The organism is Klebsiella grimontii, from assembly GCF_900200035.1.
Taxonomy (GTDB): domain Bacteria; phylum Pseudomonadota; class Gammaproteobacteria; order Enterobacterales; family Enterobacteriaceae; genus Klebsiella; species Klebsiella grimontii.
Genome location: NZ_FZTC01000014.1, coordinates 153,054 through 170,134, shown reverse-complemented (window position 1 = coordinate 170,134; position 17,081 = coordinate 153,054). Strand labels below are relative to the sequence as shown.

General features: G+C 53.8%; 15 protein-coding genes and 2 pseudogenes. 6 read left to right on the top strand and 11 right to left on the bottom strand.

Going from position 1 to position 17,081, the window contains the following annotated elements:
* Position 1 precedes the first annotated feature (1 nt).
* Positions 2–940: a bifunctional riboflavin kinase/FAD synthetase gene (ribF, locus tag KOSB73_RS06575; RefSeq protein WP_049088259.1), complete on the bottom strand. Its 939-nt coding sequence runs from the start codon at positions 938–940 to the stop codon at positions 2–4.
* A gap of 330 nt (positions 941–1,270) precedes the next feature.
* Here ribF and rpsT point away from each other — a divergent pair, with 330 nt between their 5' ends.
* Positions 1,271–1,534, top strand: coding sequence for a 30S ribosomal protein S20 (rpsT, locus tag KOSB73_RS06565; protein ID WP_003018940.1), 264 nt, complete (start codon positions 1,271–1,273; stop codon positions 1,532–1,534).
* A gap of 110 nt (positions 1,535–1,644) precedes the next feature.
* Here rpsT and nhaR read toward each other — a convergent pair whose 3' ends face one another.
* The 6 genes and pseudogenes from nhaR to dnaK all read right to left on the bottom strand — a co-directional run bounded on the left by nhaR (position 1,645) and on the right by dnaK (position 7,926).
* Complete coding sequence (gene nhaR, locus KOSB73_RS06560) at positions 1,645–2,544, bottom strand: transcriptional activator NhaR (RefSeq protein ID WP_004872310.1); 900 nt, start codon at positions 2,542–2,544, stop codon at positions 1,645–1,647.
* Between the two features lie 53 nt (positions 2,545–2,597).
* Positions 2,598–3,773, bottom strand: coding sequence for a Na+/H+ antiporter NhaA (nhaA, locus tag KOSB73_RS06555; RefSeq protein ID WP_024360379.1), 1,176 nt, complete (start codon positions 3,771–3,773; stop codon positions 2,598–2,600).
* 98 nt (positions 3,774–3,871) lie between these two features.
* Positions 3,872–4,166, bottom strand: a pseudogene (locus tag KOSB73_RS31090) (hypothetical protein); the annotation flags it as partial.
* 118 nt (positions 4,167–4,284) lie between these two features.
* Positions 4,285–4,458: pseudogene (locus KOSB73_RS31315) on the bottom strand (LysR family transcriptional regulator); the annotation flags it as partial.
* Between the two features lie 327 nt (positions 4,459–4,785).
* Entirely contained in the window at positions 4,786–5,922 is a 1,137-nt protein-coding gene (gene dnaJ / locus KOSB73_RS06545; RefSeq protein ID WP_024360381.1) for a molecular chaperone DnaJ, read from the bottom strand.
* A gap of 87 nt (positions 5,923–6,009) precedes the next feature.
* Positions 6,010–7,926, bottom strand: coding sequence for a molecular chaperone DnaK (gene dnaK / locus KOSB73_RS06540; RefSeq protein ID WP_004128758.1), 1,917 nt, complete (start codon positions 7,924–7,926; stop codon positions 6,010–6,012).
* 384 nt (positions 7,927–8,310) lie between these two features.
* Here dnaK and KOSB73_RS06535 point away from each other — a divergent pair, with 384 nt between their 5' ends.
* The 3 genes from KOSB73_RS06535 to satP all read left to right on the top strand — a co-directional run bounded on the left by KOSB73_RS06535 (position 8,311) and on the right by satP (position 10,147).
* Complete coding sequence (locus KOSB73_RS06535; protein WP_049086827.1) at positions 8,311–8,715, top strand: DUF2541 family protein; 405 nt, start codon at positions 8,311–8,313, stop codon at positions 8,713–8,715.
* Between the two features lie 27 nt (positions 8,716–8,742).
* The gene (gene msyB / locus KOSB73_RS06530; RefSeq protein WP_024360384.1) at positions 8,743–9,492 is read left to right on the top strand and encodes an acidic protein MsyB; all 750 of its coding nucleotides are present in this window, start codon (positions 8,743–8,745) and stop codon (positions 9,490–9,492) included.
* An 88-nt stretch (positions 9,493–9,580) separates the two neighbouring features.
* Positions 9,581–10,147, top strand: coding sequence for an acetate uptake transporter (gene satP, locus KOSB73_RS06525; RefSeq protein ID WP_004132816.1), 567 nt, complete (start codon positions 9,581–9,583; stop codon positions 10,145–10,147).
* 46 nt (positions 10,148–10,193) lie between these two features.
* Here satP and KOSB73_RS06520 read toward each other — a convergent pair whose 3' ends face one another.
* The 3 genes from KOSB73_RS06520 to tal all read right to left on the bottom strand — a co-directional run bounded on the left by KOSB73_RS06520 (position 10,194) and on the right by tal (position 13,265).
* On the bottom strand, positions 10,194–11,504 hold the full coding sequence (locus KOSB73_RS06520) for an MFS transporter (protein WP_024360385.1): 1,311 nt from the start codon (positions 11,502–11,504) through the stop codon (positions 10,194–10,196).
* 120 nt (positions 11,505–11,624) lie between these two features.
* Positions 11,625–12,212, bottom strand: coding sequence for a molybdopterin adenylyltransferase (gene mog / locus KOSB73_RS06515; RefSeq protein WP_004098459.1), 588 nt, complete (start codon positions 12,210–12,212; stop codon positions 11,625–11,627).
* A 99-nt stretch (positions 12,213–12,311) separates the two neighbouring features.
* Positions 12,312–13,265, bottom strand: coding sequence for a transaldolase (gene tal, locus KOSB73_RS06510; protein WP_004098458.1), 954 nt, complete (start codon positions 13,263–13,265; stop codon positions 12,312–12,314).
* Between the two features lie 203 nt (positions 13,266–13,468).
* On the opposite strand from tal, the gene KOSB73_RS06505 reads away from it, so the two are divergent.
* Positions 13,469–14,899, top strand: coding sequence for an alanine/glycine:cation symporter family protein (locus KOSB73_RS06505; RefSeq protein WP_024360386.1), 1,431 nt, complete (start codon positions 13,469–13,471; stop codon positions 14,897–14,899).
* Positions 14,900–14,976: 77 nt separating this feature from the next.
* Positions 14,977–15,750, top strand: coding sequence for a peroxide stress protein YaaA (gene yaaA, locus KOSB73_RS06500; protein ID WP_004128743.1), 774 nt, complete (start codon positions 14,977–14,979; stop codon positions 15,748–15,750).
* A gap of 49 nt (positions 15,751–15,799) precedes the next feature.
* Here yaaA and thrC read toward each other — a convergent pair whose 3' ends face one another.
* Positions 15,800–17,080: a threonine synthase gene (thrC, locus tag KOSB73_RS06495; protein WP_049086824.1), complete on the bottom strand. Its 1,281-nt coding sequence runs from the start codon at positions 17,078–17,080 to the stop codon at positions 15,800–15,802.
* Position 17,081 lies beyond the last annotated feature (1 nt).

The following is a 17,081-nucleotide window of genomic DNA, read 5'->3' as shown; positions in this document are numbered from 1 at the left end:
GTTATGCCTGCCCGGTTAGCCCAAAGAAGTCGCGGGCCGTTAACTCATCACGTGCGATTTGCGTTTTTAGTTCATCAAGCGACGCAAATCGCTGCTCGTTACGTATTTTTTTACGCAGTATTACATCTATATGGCGACCGTAGAGGTCCATTACAACATCCAGGAGATGAACTTCCAGCTGCTGACGCACGCCGGATACCGTTGGACGAGTACCAATGTTGGCGACGCCCATAAACGGTTTGTCGCCAAGCCCTGTCACTTCTACCGCATAGACCCCTTTTACCGGGGAAACCTGACGGCGCAGCGGTAAATTCGCCGTCGGGAAGCCTATTGTGCGCCCGAGCTCATCGCCGTGCACTACGCGCCCGGAGATGGTAAACGGATGCCCCAGCAGCGTCTCCGCGAGGGGCAGATCGTCGTCAGCCAGCGCCTGGCGCACCGCCGTGCTGCTGATGCGCACGCCGCCTTCACAGAAGGTTTGGGTGCTGGTGACGTCAAAGCCATACTCCACGCCGGCTTTTTGTAATAACAAGAAATCCCCCTGGCGACCCGCGCCAAAGCGGAAATCATCGCCAACGGCGAGGAACTGGACTCCCAGCCGGCGGACCAGCAGTTCGCTGATAAAGTCCTGGGCGGTCAATGCGGCAAAGCGCCGATCGAAGCGCACGCACAGGACGTAATCGACGCCGCTTTCGGCCAGATAGTTCAGCTTCTCACGCAGGCGCGTTAATCGCGCTGGCGCTTTATCGGCGGCAAAAAGCTCAAGCGGCTGTGGTTCAAAAATCATCACCACCACCGGTAAGCTACGCTGGCGACCTTCTGCGCGCAAACGCTGCAATAATGCCTGGTGCCCGCGATGCACGCCGTCAAAATTTCCAATGGTCAGCACGCACCCGTGCGGGGCCTGACTGAGATTATGTATGCCGCGTATCAGCTTCATGTCTGGCTCAAAACAGTGAAAATCGTCCGAGTATACCTTGTACAACTGGCGACGTTAACCAGCGATTGCACCTCTTCACTGAAAGATCCCGGTAATTCATTCACTCAGCGCGAGATTGCGGGAAAATCTCTCCGGCATCGTCGATTTTTATGGTCGAAAGGCTGTATTCGCCAGCAACAAGCTGGTAGAATCTTGCGCCATCACTACGTAATGAAGCGTTGTTAGTTTGAACGACGCTTATTTGCACAAATCCATTGACAAAAGAAGGCTAAACGGGCATTCTCCTCGGCCTTTGAATTGTCCATATAGAACACATTTGGGAGTTGGACCTTGGCTAATATCAAATCAGCTAAGAAGCGCGCCGTTCAGTCTGAAAAGGCCCGCAAGCACAACGCTAGCCGTCGCTCTATGATGCGTACTTTCATCAAGAAAGTATACGCAGCTATCGAAGCTGGCGACAAAGCTACTGCACTGAAAGCATTTAACGAAATGCAACCAATCGTGGACCGTCAGGCTGCTAAAGGTCTGATCCACAAAAACAAAGCTGCGCGTCATAAAGCAAACCTGACCGCTCAGATCAACAAACTGGCTTAATCGCCAGCGCGTTGTCGCTTTGAAAAAAACCCGCGAAAGCGGGTTTTTTTATGTCTGCCATTTATGACGCTGGAGCCTGGACCCGGCCTCGGCATTGTCCTCGTGCAGCCCTACGCCTGAGGTGGCGTAAAAAGCGCCGAATAGTCACGGTTACAAATCCGCTGCACCGCCGGATGCTGGATCATTCGTTCCGCAAAGATGGCGTGATACTCTTCCATGACGTTGTCCATGCGCCCGATCTCAACTATCGATTCATCGCTATAGAAATCATGCGCATATAGCGTCGGCGCAACGAAAATCGCATTGTGCGCCGCGCCGAAGGCCTTCATCAACGCCGCATCGTCAAACTCGCCCAGAATTTCCACCTGCAGCCCCTGCGAGTTAAACCAGTTGAGCAGCTTGCGCCCTAACATGGAACGACGGCCGGGGATCAGCAGACGACGTTCTTCCAGGCAGCCCGGGAAGGGTTTTTCCGGCGGCGGATTCATGCACCAGAAGCTCACGCTGCACTCGCCGATTTTTACCGAAAATAGCCCTTCCTGCTGAGTGGAGTCGATGGGGCAGTCGGAGATGATCATATCGAGCTTATGCTGGCTTAGCTGCTCAAGCAGCATTTCGTGGGTCGACTCGAAACAGCGTAAATGGATCTGTTCGTTATCGACGACGGCGGCATCCAGTACACCGCTGACCAACCGTTTCGACAGCGCGTCCGCGACGCCAACATCAAACAGCAGATTCGACTCTTTACGATAGTTAACGATGTCGAGCATTTCCTGGCTTAGCGTAAACATACGATCCGCGTAGCGGAACACAAGCTCACCGAGTTCGCTGGGCTCCAGCCCTCTTCCTTTGCGCTTGAACAGCTTCCCCTGCAGGCGCTCTTCCAGGGCTTTAATTTGCCCGGTAATGGTCTGCGGCGTCAGGAACAGCGCTTCCGCGGCGCCGACAACGGAGCCTTCTTTGTAGACGTGCCAGAAGTAGTACAGGTGATTGTAGTTGATATGCGACATGCTTCTCTCCCTGATAATGTCCTGGAGAGCCGTAGCCGGCTCTCCGTGAGATGTTAAGCCGCGTAGCCCGAATCCGTTACGCGCTTACGCAATATGATGTATCCCGTGACGGCCGATAGTATCGATCCAATCAGGATGCCAAGCTTAGCCCAGTTGATCAATCCGGGGTCTACGCTGCCGAAGGCCAAAGTGGCAATAAAAATCGACATCGTGAAGCCAATACCACACAAAATGCCGACCGCCATAATCTGCTTACAGGTAGTCCCTTCAGGCAACGAGGCCCATTTCAGCTTCAGCGCCAGCCAGCAGAACACGCTAATGCCCAATGGCTTACCGATAAACAGCCCGGCAATAATACCCAACGGCAGCAGCGAGGTCAGCCCTTCCAGCGTGACGCCTTGCAAAGACACACCCGCGTTAGCGAAGGCGAACAGCGGCAGGATCAGGAACGCTACCCATGGATGCAGAACGTGCTCAAGCTGCTTCGCCGGTGATTTACCGTTCTGCTCTTTTAGCGGGATCATAAAGCCGACGATGACGCCAGCCAGCGTGGCATGAACCCCCGATTTCAGCACCGCGGTCCACAGTATGGCGCCGACCAGGATATAGATACCGGTCCGCCTTACGCCACACAGATTTAACGCCGCCAGCACAATAATGGCTCCGGCAGCGACAACCAATGACACCACGGAAAGATCGTGCGTATAGAACAGCGCAATAATAATGATGGCGCCCAGATCGTCGATGATAGCCAGCGCCATCAGAAAAATCTTCAGCGCAGCGGGAACCCGATTACCCAACAACGCCAGTACGCCAAGCGCGAAGGCAATATCGGTCGCCGCCGGAATCGCCCAACCCTCTCTGGCAATCGGATCCTGGCCGTTAAACGCGAGGTAGACCAGCGCCGGAACCACCATTCCGCCCAGCGCCGCGACGACCGGAAACACAGCCTGTCGACGGCTGGCCAGCGCCCCTTGATTCATTTCACGCTTCACTTCAAGGCCGATAAGCAAGAAAAATACCGCCATCAGCGCGTCGTTAATCCACAACAGCATGTTCTTGTTGATCTCAAGCGCGCCAACCTTTAGCTGAACCGGCGTCTCAAGGAAAGCATGATACCAACCGCTGGTCAGGCCGACATTAGCCATCAGCATAGCCAGCGCCGCGGCGATGATAAGAATGATGCCCCCGGAGGCATCACTACTAAAAAAACGATGCAGATGTTTCACTTTTTATAATCTCTTTCTGGGGAATACTTCGTAATTACTATCCTACTCCGCCTGAATCATCGTTAAAATTAGATTATACATGATAAATGGATCGGTTTTTACGAACTATAAAACCCACAACTGGTGATGTCATAGCGATAACCTGCGCCATTAGTTATCTCATTTTTGTAATAACCTGAGATCATCGTCGCTTCAAAAGCACGGTTTTCGTTTCAGGTTCAATCTCCTGCAAGATCAGATATGGAGATTAACGATAAGATGCACAATCCAGCTGTCGTTATCCGCTGGCAGCAGGATTTTGTTATCATCCCGGGAGCGGAAATTACCGTTATCAAGGACCATCAACTCAACGATTCCCGAACTGTCGTTCGCGAGCTCCACAACCTGGTGCTGCCGGCCGTTTCCATCTCACGGTCCGCAGCGTATCCAGCGACATGAACAGTTTTGCATGCGGGTTATACCGGTACATTTCCAGCGTAATACGCGGAAAGATAATAGTTTTCGGCAATGCCAGTGCTTCCACCGTCGGGATCAGCCCGTCTTTATCCCTGACGAAAAGTTGCTCATTATAAAAAAGCTGTAGCCTGGTTAGCGCGATGGAAACAGCCGCCGACGTTTCGGATAATCGTTTTGATGCTTTTGTCACATTCCCTGCCGATATAACGGCATCCAGCACTTTCACCAGATTATAATCAACCTCTTTTTAAAATTTCCTGAATTCCCCCCTGAAATAAATACAATACAAATAATTATTTAAGCAATGCACATCATATATAAAAAGGTATTTTGAGCACTATATCGCTCGTCTTGCATGCATTTTTTCAAGGTGTTTACGGTAGATAAAATAAAATCAAAGATGACCCAAGAAAAAGAAAATTACCATAAAAAACAAAGAATAACATTACCACCAAAAAATCGAATATTTATTACCGAGGAAACACTTTTTATTGCCAATACGTAAGATATAAAAAAACCCGAAATAAATTTCGGGTTTTTTTATATAAAGTGATGATTAACGCGTCAAATCATCGAAAAATTTCTTCACACCGTCGAAGAAACTTTTGGAGCGTGGACTGTTCTTCTCGCCCGTCGGCCCGCCAAAGCTTTCCTGAAGATCTTTCAGCAGCTGCTTTTGTTTATCGTTAAGACCAACCGGCGTTTCGACCACCACGCGGCACAGCAGATCGCCCTGCGCGCCGCCGCGCACGGATTTCACGCCTTTGCCACGCATCCGGAACAGCTTCCCTGTCTGCGTCTCGCCAGGCACCTTAAGGTTCACGCGACCGTCCAGCGTCGGGACCTCAATCTCGCCGCCGAGAGCGGCCATGGTGAAGTTAATCGGTACTTCACAGTACAGGTTGTTGCCTTCACGCTCGAAAATGGCGTGCTGCTTAACCTGAACCTGAACATACAGATCGCCTGCTGGCGCGCCGTGCTCACCGGCTTCACCTTCGCCAGCCAGACGAATACGGTCACCGGTATCGACGCCCGCCGGAATTTTAACCGACAGCGTTTTGGTTTTCTCTACGCGACCATGACCATGGCATTTATTGCACGGATCTTTGATCAGCGTACCGCGTCCCTGACAATGCGGACAGGTCTGCTGAACGGCGAAAAAGCCCTGGCGCATCTGCACCTGACCCGCACCGTGGCAGGTAGGACAAGTCTGCGGCTGGCTTCCTGCTTTGGCGCCGCTGCCGTGACAAACGTCGCACTCTTCTAGCGTCGGGATGCGGATCTCTTTAGTGACTCCGCGAACCGCCTCTTCTAAGGTCAGATCCATGTTGTAGCGCAGGTCTGCGCCGCGCGATGCGCGCTGGCGACCACGACCGCCGCCAAAGATATCGCCGAAAACATCGCCAAAGATATCGCTGAAATCCGCGCCGCCGCCAAAACCGCCGCCGCCCCCGCCCATACCGCCTTGCTCAAAGGCGGCGTGGCCGTACTGATCGTAGGCTGCGCGCTTCTGGGCATCGGTCAGGACTTCATACGCTTCTTTGATTTCTTTGAATTTAGCTTCAGCCTCTTTATCGCCCTGGTTACGGTCCGGGTGATACTTCATGGCCAGGCGCTTATACGCCTTTTTGATTTCACGCTCTTCCGCCGATCTGGAAACGCCTAAAATCTCGTAATAGTCTTGCTTTGCCATTGGTGTTTTTCAGCCCCTTAACATGCGTGCACGGGCGGAGAGGAAACCTCTTCGCCCGTGCCAGTGTTTTACCCGTTCAAAGGGCGATTATTTTTTGTCTTTCACTTCTTCGAACTCAGCGTCAACAACATCGTCGTCCTTCGCGTTGCTCTCGGAAGCGTCAGCGCCGCCAGCCTGCTGCTGAGCGTGCTGCTGCTGCGCGATTTCCATCAGCTTCTGGGAAGCCTGAGCCAGCGCCTGCATTTTCGCTTCAATATCAGCTTTATCTTCACCTTTCAGCGAAGTTTCCAGCGCGGTCAACGCAGACTCGATAGCGGTTTTATCGTCTGCCGGCAGCTTGTCGCCTGCTTCCTCAACCTGCTTACGCGTGCTGTGCAGCAGGTGGTCACCCTGGTTGCGGGTCTGTACCAGCTCTTCAAACTTACGGTCAGCTTCCGCGTTCGCTTCAGCATCGCGAACCATTTTCTGAATCTCTTCTTCGTTCAGACCAGAAGACGCTTTAATGGTGATCTTCTGCTCTTTACCGCTGTTTTTGTCTTTCGCGGAAACGTGCAGGATACCGTCAGCATCGATATCGAAGGTCACTTCGATCTGCGGCATACCGCGCGGCGCCGGGTTGATACCATCCAGGTTGAACTGACCCAGTGATTTGTTATCAGAGGCGCGTTTACGCTCACCCTGAATAACATGGATGGTTACCGCGGACTGGTTGTCTTCAGCGGTAGAGAACACCTGGCTGTGCTTGGTCGGGATCGTGGTGTTCTTATTGATCAACGCAGTCATCACGCCGCCCATGGTTTCGATACCCAGAGACAGCGGGGTAACGTCCAGCAGCAGTACGTCTTTCACTTCACCGGTCAGGACACCGCCCTGTACGGCTGCGCCAATGGCGACGGCTTCGTCCGGGTTAACGTCTTTACGCGGTTCTTTACCGAAGAACTCAGCGACTTTTTTCTGCACCATCGGCATACGGGTCTGACCACCGACCAGGATAACGTCCTGGATATCGGATACGGACAGGCCAGCATCCTGCAGAGCAACTTTCAGCGGCTCGATAGAACGGTTAACCAGATCTTCAACCAGGCTTTCCAGTTTCGCACGGGTCACTTTGATGTTCATGTGTTTCGGACCGGTGGCATCCGCGGTGATGTACGGCAGATTGACGTCGGTCTGCTGAGCGGAAGAGAGTTCAATCTTCGCTTTCTCAGCGGCTTCTTTCAGGCGCTGCATAGCCAGCGGGTCGTTACGCAGGTCAATGCCCTGATCTTTCTTAAACTCGTCAACGAGGTAGTTGATCAGACGAGTATCGAAGTCTTCACCGCCCAGGTGGGTATCACCGTTGGTCGCCAGAACTTCAAAGGTTTTTTCGCCGTCAACTTCGTCGATTTCGATAATGGAGATATCGAAGGTACCACCACCGAGGTCGTATACCGCGATGGTGCGGTTGCCGACTTCTTTATCCAGACCGTAAGCCAGCGCGGCGGCGGTCGGTTCGTTGATGATACGTTTGACTTCCAGACCTGCGATACGGCCGGCGTCTTTAGTTGCCTGACGCTGAGCATCGTTAAAATAAGCAGGTACGGTGATAACCGCTTCAGTTACTGGTTCACCCAGGTAATCTTCAGCCGTTTTCTTCATTTTCTTCAGCACTTCAGCAGAGATCTGCGGCGGTGCGGTTTTGGTGCCTTTCACATCAAGCCATGCGTCGCCATTGTCTGCGGCAACGATTTTATACGGCATGATAGAAACGTCACGCTGGACTTCTTCGTCCTGGAAGCGGCGGCCAATCAGGCGTTTAATCGCAAACAGGGTGTTTTGCGGGTTTGTCACTGCCTGACGTTTAGCCGGCTGACCAACCAGAGTTTCACCATCCTGGGTATAGGCAATGATAGAAGGCGTGGTGCGATCGCCTTCGGCGTTCTCCAGCACGCGTGCAGTAGTGCCATCCATAATCGCTACACAAGAGTTGGTAGTACCCAGGTCGATACCAATAATTTTACCCATCTAAACGTCTCCACTAAAAATTCAGTCAACATGTGGTTGTGAACCTGTAATAAGGGCGAAACGTGCGGTTTCAACTGCCCAGACATCATTTTTTTCAGGTTCATTCACTGCGGTTGACTACAAGATGGGGTCACCCGCCGCTTCATCAAGGGGGGGATACAAAAAATTTTTGTCCTGATCCTGCCGCAGAGGGGGACCGGGCATCAGAAGAAGGCCGAAAAGCGGGTTTAAAAATGCACAATATATAATGAATAAAAATAATTAAATTAAAATTCATTCATATTGTAATTGACATAATCCGCAATGATTACGCGCTAAAGACAATAAAGTTCTGGTGATAAAATATTTATCACTGATAACACATCAAATAATAAGGAAATCCTCATGAAATCACTCATTCATATATCAGCAGGATTATTGTTAAGCGCCGCGTTAATCACATCCGTTTCCGCTAACGATCATAAAATTTTAGGCGTTGTCGCCATGCCGCGAAATGAGACTAACGATCTCACCCTGAAGCTGCCGGTTTGCCGGGTGATTAAGCGAATCCAGCTCACCGCCGATCGCGGCGATATCCAGCTTTCCGGCGCGACGGTGTACTTTAAAGCCAGCAATAGCGCCAGTCAGAACCTCAGCGTGCCGTCAACCATCAAAGAAGGGGCAACCAGCGACTGGATTAACATTAATAGCGACAACGATAACAAGCGCTGCGTTAAAAAAATCGCTTTTTCCGGCCACACTATTAACTCTTCTGACATGGCTTCGCTAAAAATCATTGGCGACGATTAATATCACTGTTCACATTATCTGAGATTTATGAAAATTAATTATCTGGATGATGAAGACCTCTCTTTTCTTCATCGCTGCAGCGAAGAGCATCTGGAAACATTCACCAGAATTCTGACCCACAATGAGAATGGTAAGCCGCGCCTTTCAAGCGCGCTATTGCGTAATGAAAATTTTCAGGCGATGGCCGGGCATCCTGAGCGCTATCGTCGCAACTGGCAGCTTATTGCCGGCGAGCTCCAGCACTTTGGCGGCGACAGCATCGCCAACACGCTGCGTCGTCACGGAAAGTTCTACCGGGAAATTTTGCTGGACGTCTGCAAGAGGCTAAAAATCAAAGTAGAAAAACAGATGTCTACGCCGGAAATCGAGCAGTATCTTCTGGAGCATTTTCTGGAACATAGCTGGAAGAAGATGGACGATCGGCAGAAGGCTGACTTTTTCATTGCCGTTGAGTGTCGGGTCAACGAGCATAAAGAGATACTCCCCTTTCTGCTACAGACGAATAAGCTGGCGCAGGGCGTCTCGCATCTTCTCGAGGCCCGGCTGACGAAGATCCTCCGCACGCACGCCGCCGTTAGCGTAATCGGCCACGGTTTGGTGCGTGGAGCCGGACTTGGCGGCCCTCTCGGCGCCGCGTTTAATGGCGTCAAAGCCGTGAGCGGCAGCGCTTATCGCGTGACCATTCCGGCCGTGTTGCATATTGCCTGTTTGAGGCAAATGACCAGACTTCATCAGGTGAAAAATGAAATTGGTGAAAAATACCCCGCCAGATCATAGACAGTAACGCAGCGCCTAATTATTATGCCGCGCCCCGCCGCTGAGTGGCGGGGAATGCTTCCCTTTCTAATCATTATTTTGAGGAATTATGGGCAACACTAAGTTGGCTAATCCGGCACCGCTGGGCCTTATGGGCTTCGGCATGACCACTATTCTGCTTAACCTGGCAAATAGCGGCCTGTTCGCGTTTGATGTAGCTATCCTGGCGATGGGCATTTTTTACGGCGGCATTGCGCAGATTTTTGCCGGTCTGCTGGAATTTAAAAAAGGCAACACTTTTGGTTTAACCGCATTCACGTCTTACGGCGCTTTTTGGCTGACGCTGGTTGCCATTCTTTTGATGCCGAAAATGGGGCTTGCAGAAGCGCCTAATGCGCATTTCCTCGGTATGTACCTTGGACTGTGGGGCATTTTTACCCTGTTTATGTTCTTTGGCACCCTGAAAGCCGCGCGTATGCTGCAGTTTGTATTTCTCAGTCTGACCGTGCTGTTCGCGCTGCTGGCGATTGGTCACCTGGCTGATAACGAAGGCATTGTGAAGATTGCAGGCTGGGTCGGTCTGGTCTGCGGCGGCAGCGCCATCTATCTGGCGATGGGTGAAGTGCTGAACGAACAGTTTGGCCGTACCGTTCTGCCAATTGGCGAAAAGCATTAATTAACTTCGCCGCCCGTCCGCGAGCGGCGAAGTAAGCCCTATCGATTTACGGCAGGCGCTGCAGTTCAGCTTTCGGCGCAGCGACCTGCTCATCCAGTCCCTGGCGTAGCCAAATCCCCAGACCCAATCCCATAAACGACAGTGCCAGTACGTACCACGCGGGCGCCATCGGCGAAACGCCCATCAGCATGGTCACCGCAATCGGCGTCAGGCCGCCAAAGATGGCATAAGAGACGTTATAAGAGAATGAAATCCCGGTAAAACGCACTTCAGCCGGGAACGCGCGCACCATCACATAAGGAACCGCCCCTACCACGCCGACGCACAGGCCCACCGTACCGTAGAGCAGAAACAGACGCTGCGGGCTAGCGCCGGAAAGATGGTAGAAAGCCCAGCTTGCCGCCGCGAGGAATACGCTGCCGACAATAAACGTGCGGCTGGCGCCAAAACGGTCGGCGGCCAGGCCTGCCAGCAGGCAGCCGATACACAGCATGATGGTGGCGATACTGTTCGCCTGCAGGGTGATGGCGGGGGCAAAGCCGTAGTGTTTTTGCAGCCAGACCGGCGACATCAGGATCACCACCACCACGCCGGCGGATAAAAGCCAGGTCAGCAGCATTGAGACCGCCACCGCTTTCTGATGCTTCAGCGCGACGGCCTTAACCGGCAGCTCCTGCGCTAACGCCTTGCGCTGCTGCATTTCGAGGAAAACAGGCGTCTCCTGGAGCCAACGGCGCAGATACATGGCGACGAGCCCAAACGCGCCGCCCAGCAGGAATGGAATACGCCAGCCGCCCTCATGGATCCCCTGCGGCGTCAGGTTGGTATTAATCAGCGTCGCCACGACCGATCCCAGCAGGATCCCAACCGTCAGGCCGGCGGTCAGCGTCCCGCAGGCGATACCGATTCTTTTTTCCGGTACATGCTCCGCCACAAAAACCCAGGCGCCGGGGACTTCGCCGCCAATCGCCGCCCCCTGAAGAATACGCATAAATAGCAGCAAAAGCGGCGCCACGATGCCCACCGACGCGTAGGTGGGCAGCAGGCCAATCGCCAGCGTAGGCAGCGCCATCAGTAAAATGCTCAGAGTAAACATTTTCTTACGCCCGACCAGATCGCCAAAGTGGGCCATAATGATGCCGCCAAGAGGACGCGCTAAATAGCCCGCCGCAAATATGCCGAAGGTCTGCACCTGGCGCAGCCATTCCGGGATATCCGCTGGGAAAAATAGCTCGCCGACGACGGCGGCGAAGAAGACAAAGATGATGAAATCGTAAAACTCCAGCGCGCCGCCGAGGGCGGCCAGCGTCAGCGTTTTATAATCCTGTCGATTCAGAGGTCGGGTGCAGTGTGACATAACGGGCAATCATCCAGAGGTATGAAGTTATTCTACGTACTGTGTAAAGTAAAAAACACTATATCGTAAATAAAACAACACACCACTGGTGATGCAGGTTATATCAGGAATACGGTAAATTCAGGATAATGTTTCACGTCTGGCGCTTTTAGGACGGAAAGCTGCTACTACCTCGCCGTTTGTTTCCACATAAGGCCCCTCAAGTAGCTGTACACAATACGGTACACTTGCGAAAACGCCGTGCACCAGCACGTTACCTTCCGCATCTTTCACGCCTTCCAGCGTTTCCTCAATCGCCTTTGGCTGGCCGGGCAGGTTAAGGATCAGCGCCTGCTTGCGGATAACGCCAACCTGACGAGAAAGAATGGCCGTCGGTACAAAGTGCAGGCTCACCTGACGCATTTGCTCACCAAAGCCGGGCATCACCCGATCGGCAATCGCCAGCGTCGCATCCGGAGTGACGTCACGACGGGCCGGGCCCGTGCCGCCGGTAGTCAACACCAAATGGCAGCCCATTTCATCCACCAGCTCGCACAGCGTTTGCTCAATAATAACCTGTTCATCCGGGATCAAGCGGGTCTGCAATTCGAAAGGCGTGGAGAGCGCGCGGGCCAGCCACGCTTCAAGCGCGGGGATGCCTTTATCCTGATAGACGCCGCTGGAGGCGCGATCGGAAATGGAAACTAAGCCGATTCGTAAGGTGTTCATGATTATTCCGTTCAAACAGTATCAATAAACAGAATAATACACCGAGGGGAGCAAGGCAGACAGTTTAATGTGGCCGACGGGCGTCGGCCACATGCGGGATTACAGCAGATCGCCGATCATTTTTTCCAGTTTTTCCTGGTCGATCGCAAACTTGCGGATACCTTCCGCCAGTTTGTCTACCGCCATCGGATCCTGATTGTGCTGCCACAGGAACTCGGATTCGGTGATACGAGCCGGACGCGCTTTAACTTCGCCGCTAAAGGCCAGTTTACGCTCGATAGCGCCTTCGCTTTCCGCCAGCTCTTTCAGTAGAGCCGGGGCGATAGTCAGGCGGTCACAGCCAGCCAGCTCCAGGATCTCGCCGAGGTTACGGAAGCTTGCGCCCATAACCACCGTCTCGTAGCCGTGCTGTTTGTAGTATTCATAGATTTCGCTTACCGAAACCACGCCCGGATCTTCTGCCGGCGCGTATTCTTTCTTATCGGTATTGGCTTTGTACCAGTCGAGGATACGGCCAACGAATGGAGAAATCAGGAATACCCCCGCTTCCGCACAAGCGCGTGCCTGAGCGAAGGAGAACAGCAGCGTCAGGTTACAGTTGATGCCTTCTTTTTCCAGCTGCTCGGCGGCGCGGATGCCCTGCCAGGTCGAAGCCAGTTTGATCAGAATGCGATCGTTACCGATGCCGGCATCGTTATACAGCTTGATGAGACGCTTAGCTTTGGCGATAGATGCCTCGGTGTCATAGGACAGGCGAGCATCGACTTCGGTGGAAATACGGCCAGGGATCAGCTTAAGGATTTCGAGACCAATATTCACCGCCAGCTTATCGGAAGCATCGATAATCTGCTGCGCGCGGTCGCTGCTCTGGCCGCGAGCCCATGCAACAGCGTCATCAATCAGCTTACGGTACTCAGGGATCTGAGCCGCGCCGAGAATCAAAGAAGGGTTAGTCGTGGCGTCCTGAGGCTGATACAGCTTCATTGCCGCGATATCTCCGGTATCAGCTACGACAGTGGTGTACTGACGCAGAGAGGTCAATTTATCCGTCATGATAGTGTTTCTCTTAAACAGCAGTTAAGGGGATGTAACCGGTCTGCCAAGATGATAACACGCTGCCGGGGCAGCGCAACCGCCTACAATGCATGAGCGCAGAGTGTGATAAACTGGGTCAATTAATTACCTGAACACTAAAGGATTGTCACTGGATTGGTAGCGCTTACACTCGCGCACCGATATGGGCAAGAGGATGCTTGATGCCTGATTTTCTGTCGTTTATCAATGAAATACTCTGGGGCTCGGTAATGATTTACCTGTTACTGGGCGCCGGCGTCTGGTTTACCTGGCGAACAAAATTCATTCAGTTCCGTTATATCCGTCAGTTCAGCAAAAGTCTGAAAAGGAGCCTTCAGCCGCAGCCCGGCGGCTTAACGTCTTTTCAGGCGCTGTGTATGAGCCTGGCGGCGCGCGTGGGCAGCGGCAATATGGCAGGCGTTGCGCTGGCCATTGCCGCAGGCGGCCCCGGCGCCGTTTTCTGGATGTGGCTCTCGGCGCTACTCGGTATGGCCAGCAGCTTCGCCGAATGTTCTCTCGCCCAGCTTTATAAAGAGCGCGACTCCCGCGGGCAGTTTCGCGGCGGCCCCGCCTGGTATATGGCCCGGGGACTCGGTATGCGCTGGATGGGCGTGCTGTTTTCCATTTTTCTGCTGCTGGCCTACGGGATCATCTTTAATACCGTACAGGCCAACTCCGTTGCCCATGCCATGGCGTATGCATTTCATTTACCTGAGGCGATTACCGGCGGCGTCCTGGCGGTTCTGACCCTGCTGGTCATCGTTCGCGGCATTCGCGGCGTAGCGCGAATGATGCAGTGGCTTGTGCCAGTGATGGCCCTGCTATGGGTGGCGACCAGCCTGGTCATCGGCCTGTGGCATATCACCGCCCTGCCGACGATTTTTGAAACCATCTTCCGCTGCGCTTTCGGCTGGCAAGAGGCCGCCGCGGGCGCAGTCGGCTATACCATCAGCCAGGCGCTAACCAGCGGCTTTCAGCGCGGGATGTTTTCCAATGAAGCGGGGATGGGCTCAACGCCTAATTCCGCTGCCGCCGCTGCCTCCTGGCCCCCTCACCCTGCGGCGCAGGGGATCGTACAGATGATTGGCGTTTTCATTGACACCATCGTGATCTGTACCGCCAGCGCCGTCATCATCATGCTGGCGCCGCGAGACGGCAATGGAGAAGCGGTGAACGGCATTCAGGCTATTCAGCACTCGATGAACAACCTCATCGGCGACTGGGGTTCCAGCTTTGTCGCTATCGTGGTGCTGCTGTTCGCCTTCAGCTCGATCGTCGCAAACTATATCTATGCCGAAAATAATCTCATTTTTCTCCGCATGGATAGTGACCGTAATATCTGGCTGCTGCGTCTGCTTACGCTGTGCATGGTTGCTACCGGGGCGATGATCGGCCTACCGGTGGTGTGGCAGATGGCGGATACCATCATGGCGCTGATGGCGATAACCAACCTGACGGCTATCCTGCTGCTCTCGCCGACGGTACGCATCATTGCCAGTGATTACCTGCGGCAGCGGCGGCTGGGCCAGCGGCCGGAATTTGACGTCACCCGCTACCCTGAGATTCATCAGCAGCTGGTGCCGGGTACCTGGGACAACCTGCCGCGCGAATAGCGCGGCAATCGCAGCTATCGATCCTCTCATGACGTTTTTTTGCTAAAGTCGTCAAAAATTTCCCGCAAGGACTGGATATGCTCATTCTGATTTCACCTGCAAAAACGCTCGATTATCAAAGCCCGCTGGCAACGACGCGTTATACCCAACCTGAACTGCTGGAACACTCTCAGGAGCTTATCGGTATTGCCCGCCAGCTGTCGGCGCCGCAGATTGGCAAACTGATGGGTATCAGCGACAAGCTGGCTGACCTGAACGCGACTCGTTTCCACGACTGGCAGCCAGACTTCACCCCGGACAACGCCCGTCAGGCGATTCTGGCGTTTAAGGGGGATGTCTATACCGGCCTGCAGGCAGAAACCTTTAGCGAGGCTGATTTCGATTTTGCCCAGCAGCATCTGCGAATGCTTTCCGGCCTGTATGGCGTTCTGCGCCCGCTGGATCTGATGCAACCTTACCGCCTGGAAATGGGGATTAAGCTTGAGAACGCGAAAGGCAAAGATCTGTATCACTATTGGGGAGACGTGATTACCGATAAGCTGAATCAGGCGTTGAAAGCCCAGGGCGACGATATTGTGGTGAATCTGGCTTCTGATGAGTACTTCAGGTCGGTTAAACCCAAACGGCTTGAGGGGCAATTGATTAAGCCGGTGTTCCTCGATGAGAAAAACGGCAAGTTTAAAGTGATCAGCTTCTACGCTAAGAAAGCGCGCGGCTTAATGAGCCGTTACATCATTGAAAATCGTTTAACGAAGCCGGAGCAGCTGACCCGCTTTGACAGCGAAGGTTATTTCTTTGACGCCGACGCGTCGGGCAAAGGGGAGTTGGTCTTTAAACGCCACGAGCAGTAAAAGAACTCCCCTGCCGCGGATAACGCAGCAGGGGAGCGCGGGCTCGGGTTTAACCCATCATCAGCTTACGCAGCGCGGCAAAATCGGCCGGCAGATTATGCGACAGCAGCGGCAGGTCTGCGCGTTCGGCCAGCTCTTTTGGCAGCGGCAGCGTCTCTTGCAGAATCTCTTCCACGCTCTCTTTAAATTTCGCCGGATGCGCCGTGCCGAGGAACAGGCCGTACTCGCCCGGCTGCAGCTGGTCGCGCAGCGCGCGATACGCAATCGCCGCATGCGGTTCTGAGGTATAGCCGATGGCCTTCAGCTCGCGCATGGTCTCTTTGGTGGTTTCATCATCCACCGCCGCGTAGCCCAGCTCATTCAGACGCCAGATTTTACGGCGGAACAGCTCTTCCACGCGCGGCCAGTTATTCGGCTGGCTGACGTCCATGGCGTTGGACAGCGTGGCCTGAGTCGCTTTCGGCGACCAGTTGCCGTCCTGCAGGAAGCGCGGCACGGTGTCATTGGCGTTAGTTGCCGCGATAAAGCGTTTGATTGGCAGACCCAGGGATTTGGCCAGCAGGCCGGCGGTCAGATCGCCAAAGTTACCGCTGGGTACAGAGATAACCAGCTGATTACGGGCTTCCTGAGGCAGTTGAGCAACAGCTTCAAAGTAGTAGCAAATCTGCGCCAGCAGGCGGCTGATATTGATTGAGTTAGCCGAGTTCAGACCCAGAGCGACCTTCAGCTCTTCATCATCAAAGGCCTGCTTAACCAGCGCCTGGCAGGCATCAAAATCACCGTCGATAGCCACGGTTTCAATATTGCCGCCAAGGGTGCAGAACAGCTTTTCCTGCAGCGGGCTGATCTTGCCGCGCGGGTAGAGAATGACGACTTTGACGTTTGGCAGGCCATAGAACGCATGCGCGACCGCCGCGCCGGTGTCGCCGGAGGTTGCCGTGAGGATAGTGACCGGTTTTTCGCCGGCGATATGGGTCAGCATCTGCGCCATAAAGCGGCCGCCGAAGTCCTTAAACGCCAGAGTCGGGCCGTGGAACAGCTCGAGGCAGCCGACATCATCCTGCACTTTGCTGACCGGCGCCGGGAAGGTGAACGCGTTGCCGATGCGCGCTTGCAGCACGTCCTGAGGGATCTCGTCGCCGATAAATGCCGACAGGATTTTCGCGCTACGCGACACCAAGTCCTGCTGCAGCATTTCGTCGATTTCAGTCAGGCTGAATTCCGGCAGATCGTGCGGAAAGAACAGCCCCTGATGCTTGCCAAGCCCCTGGGTGACGGCCTGCGCAAAGCTGACCTGTTCGTTATGATCTTTTAAGTTATAGAGTTTCATT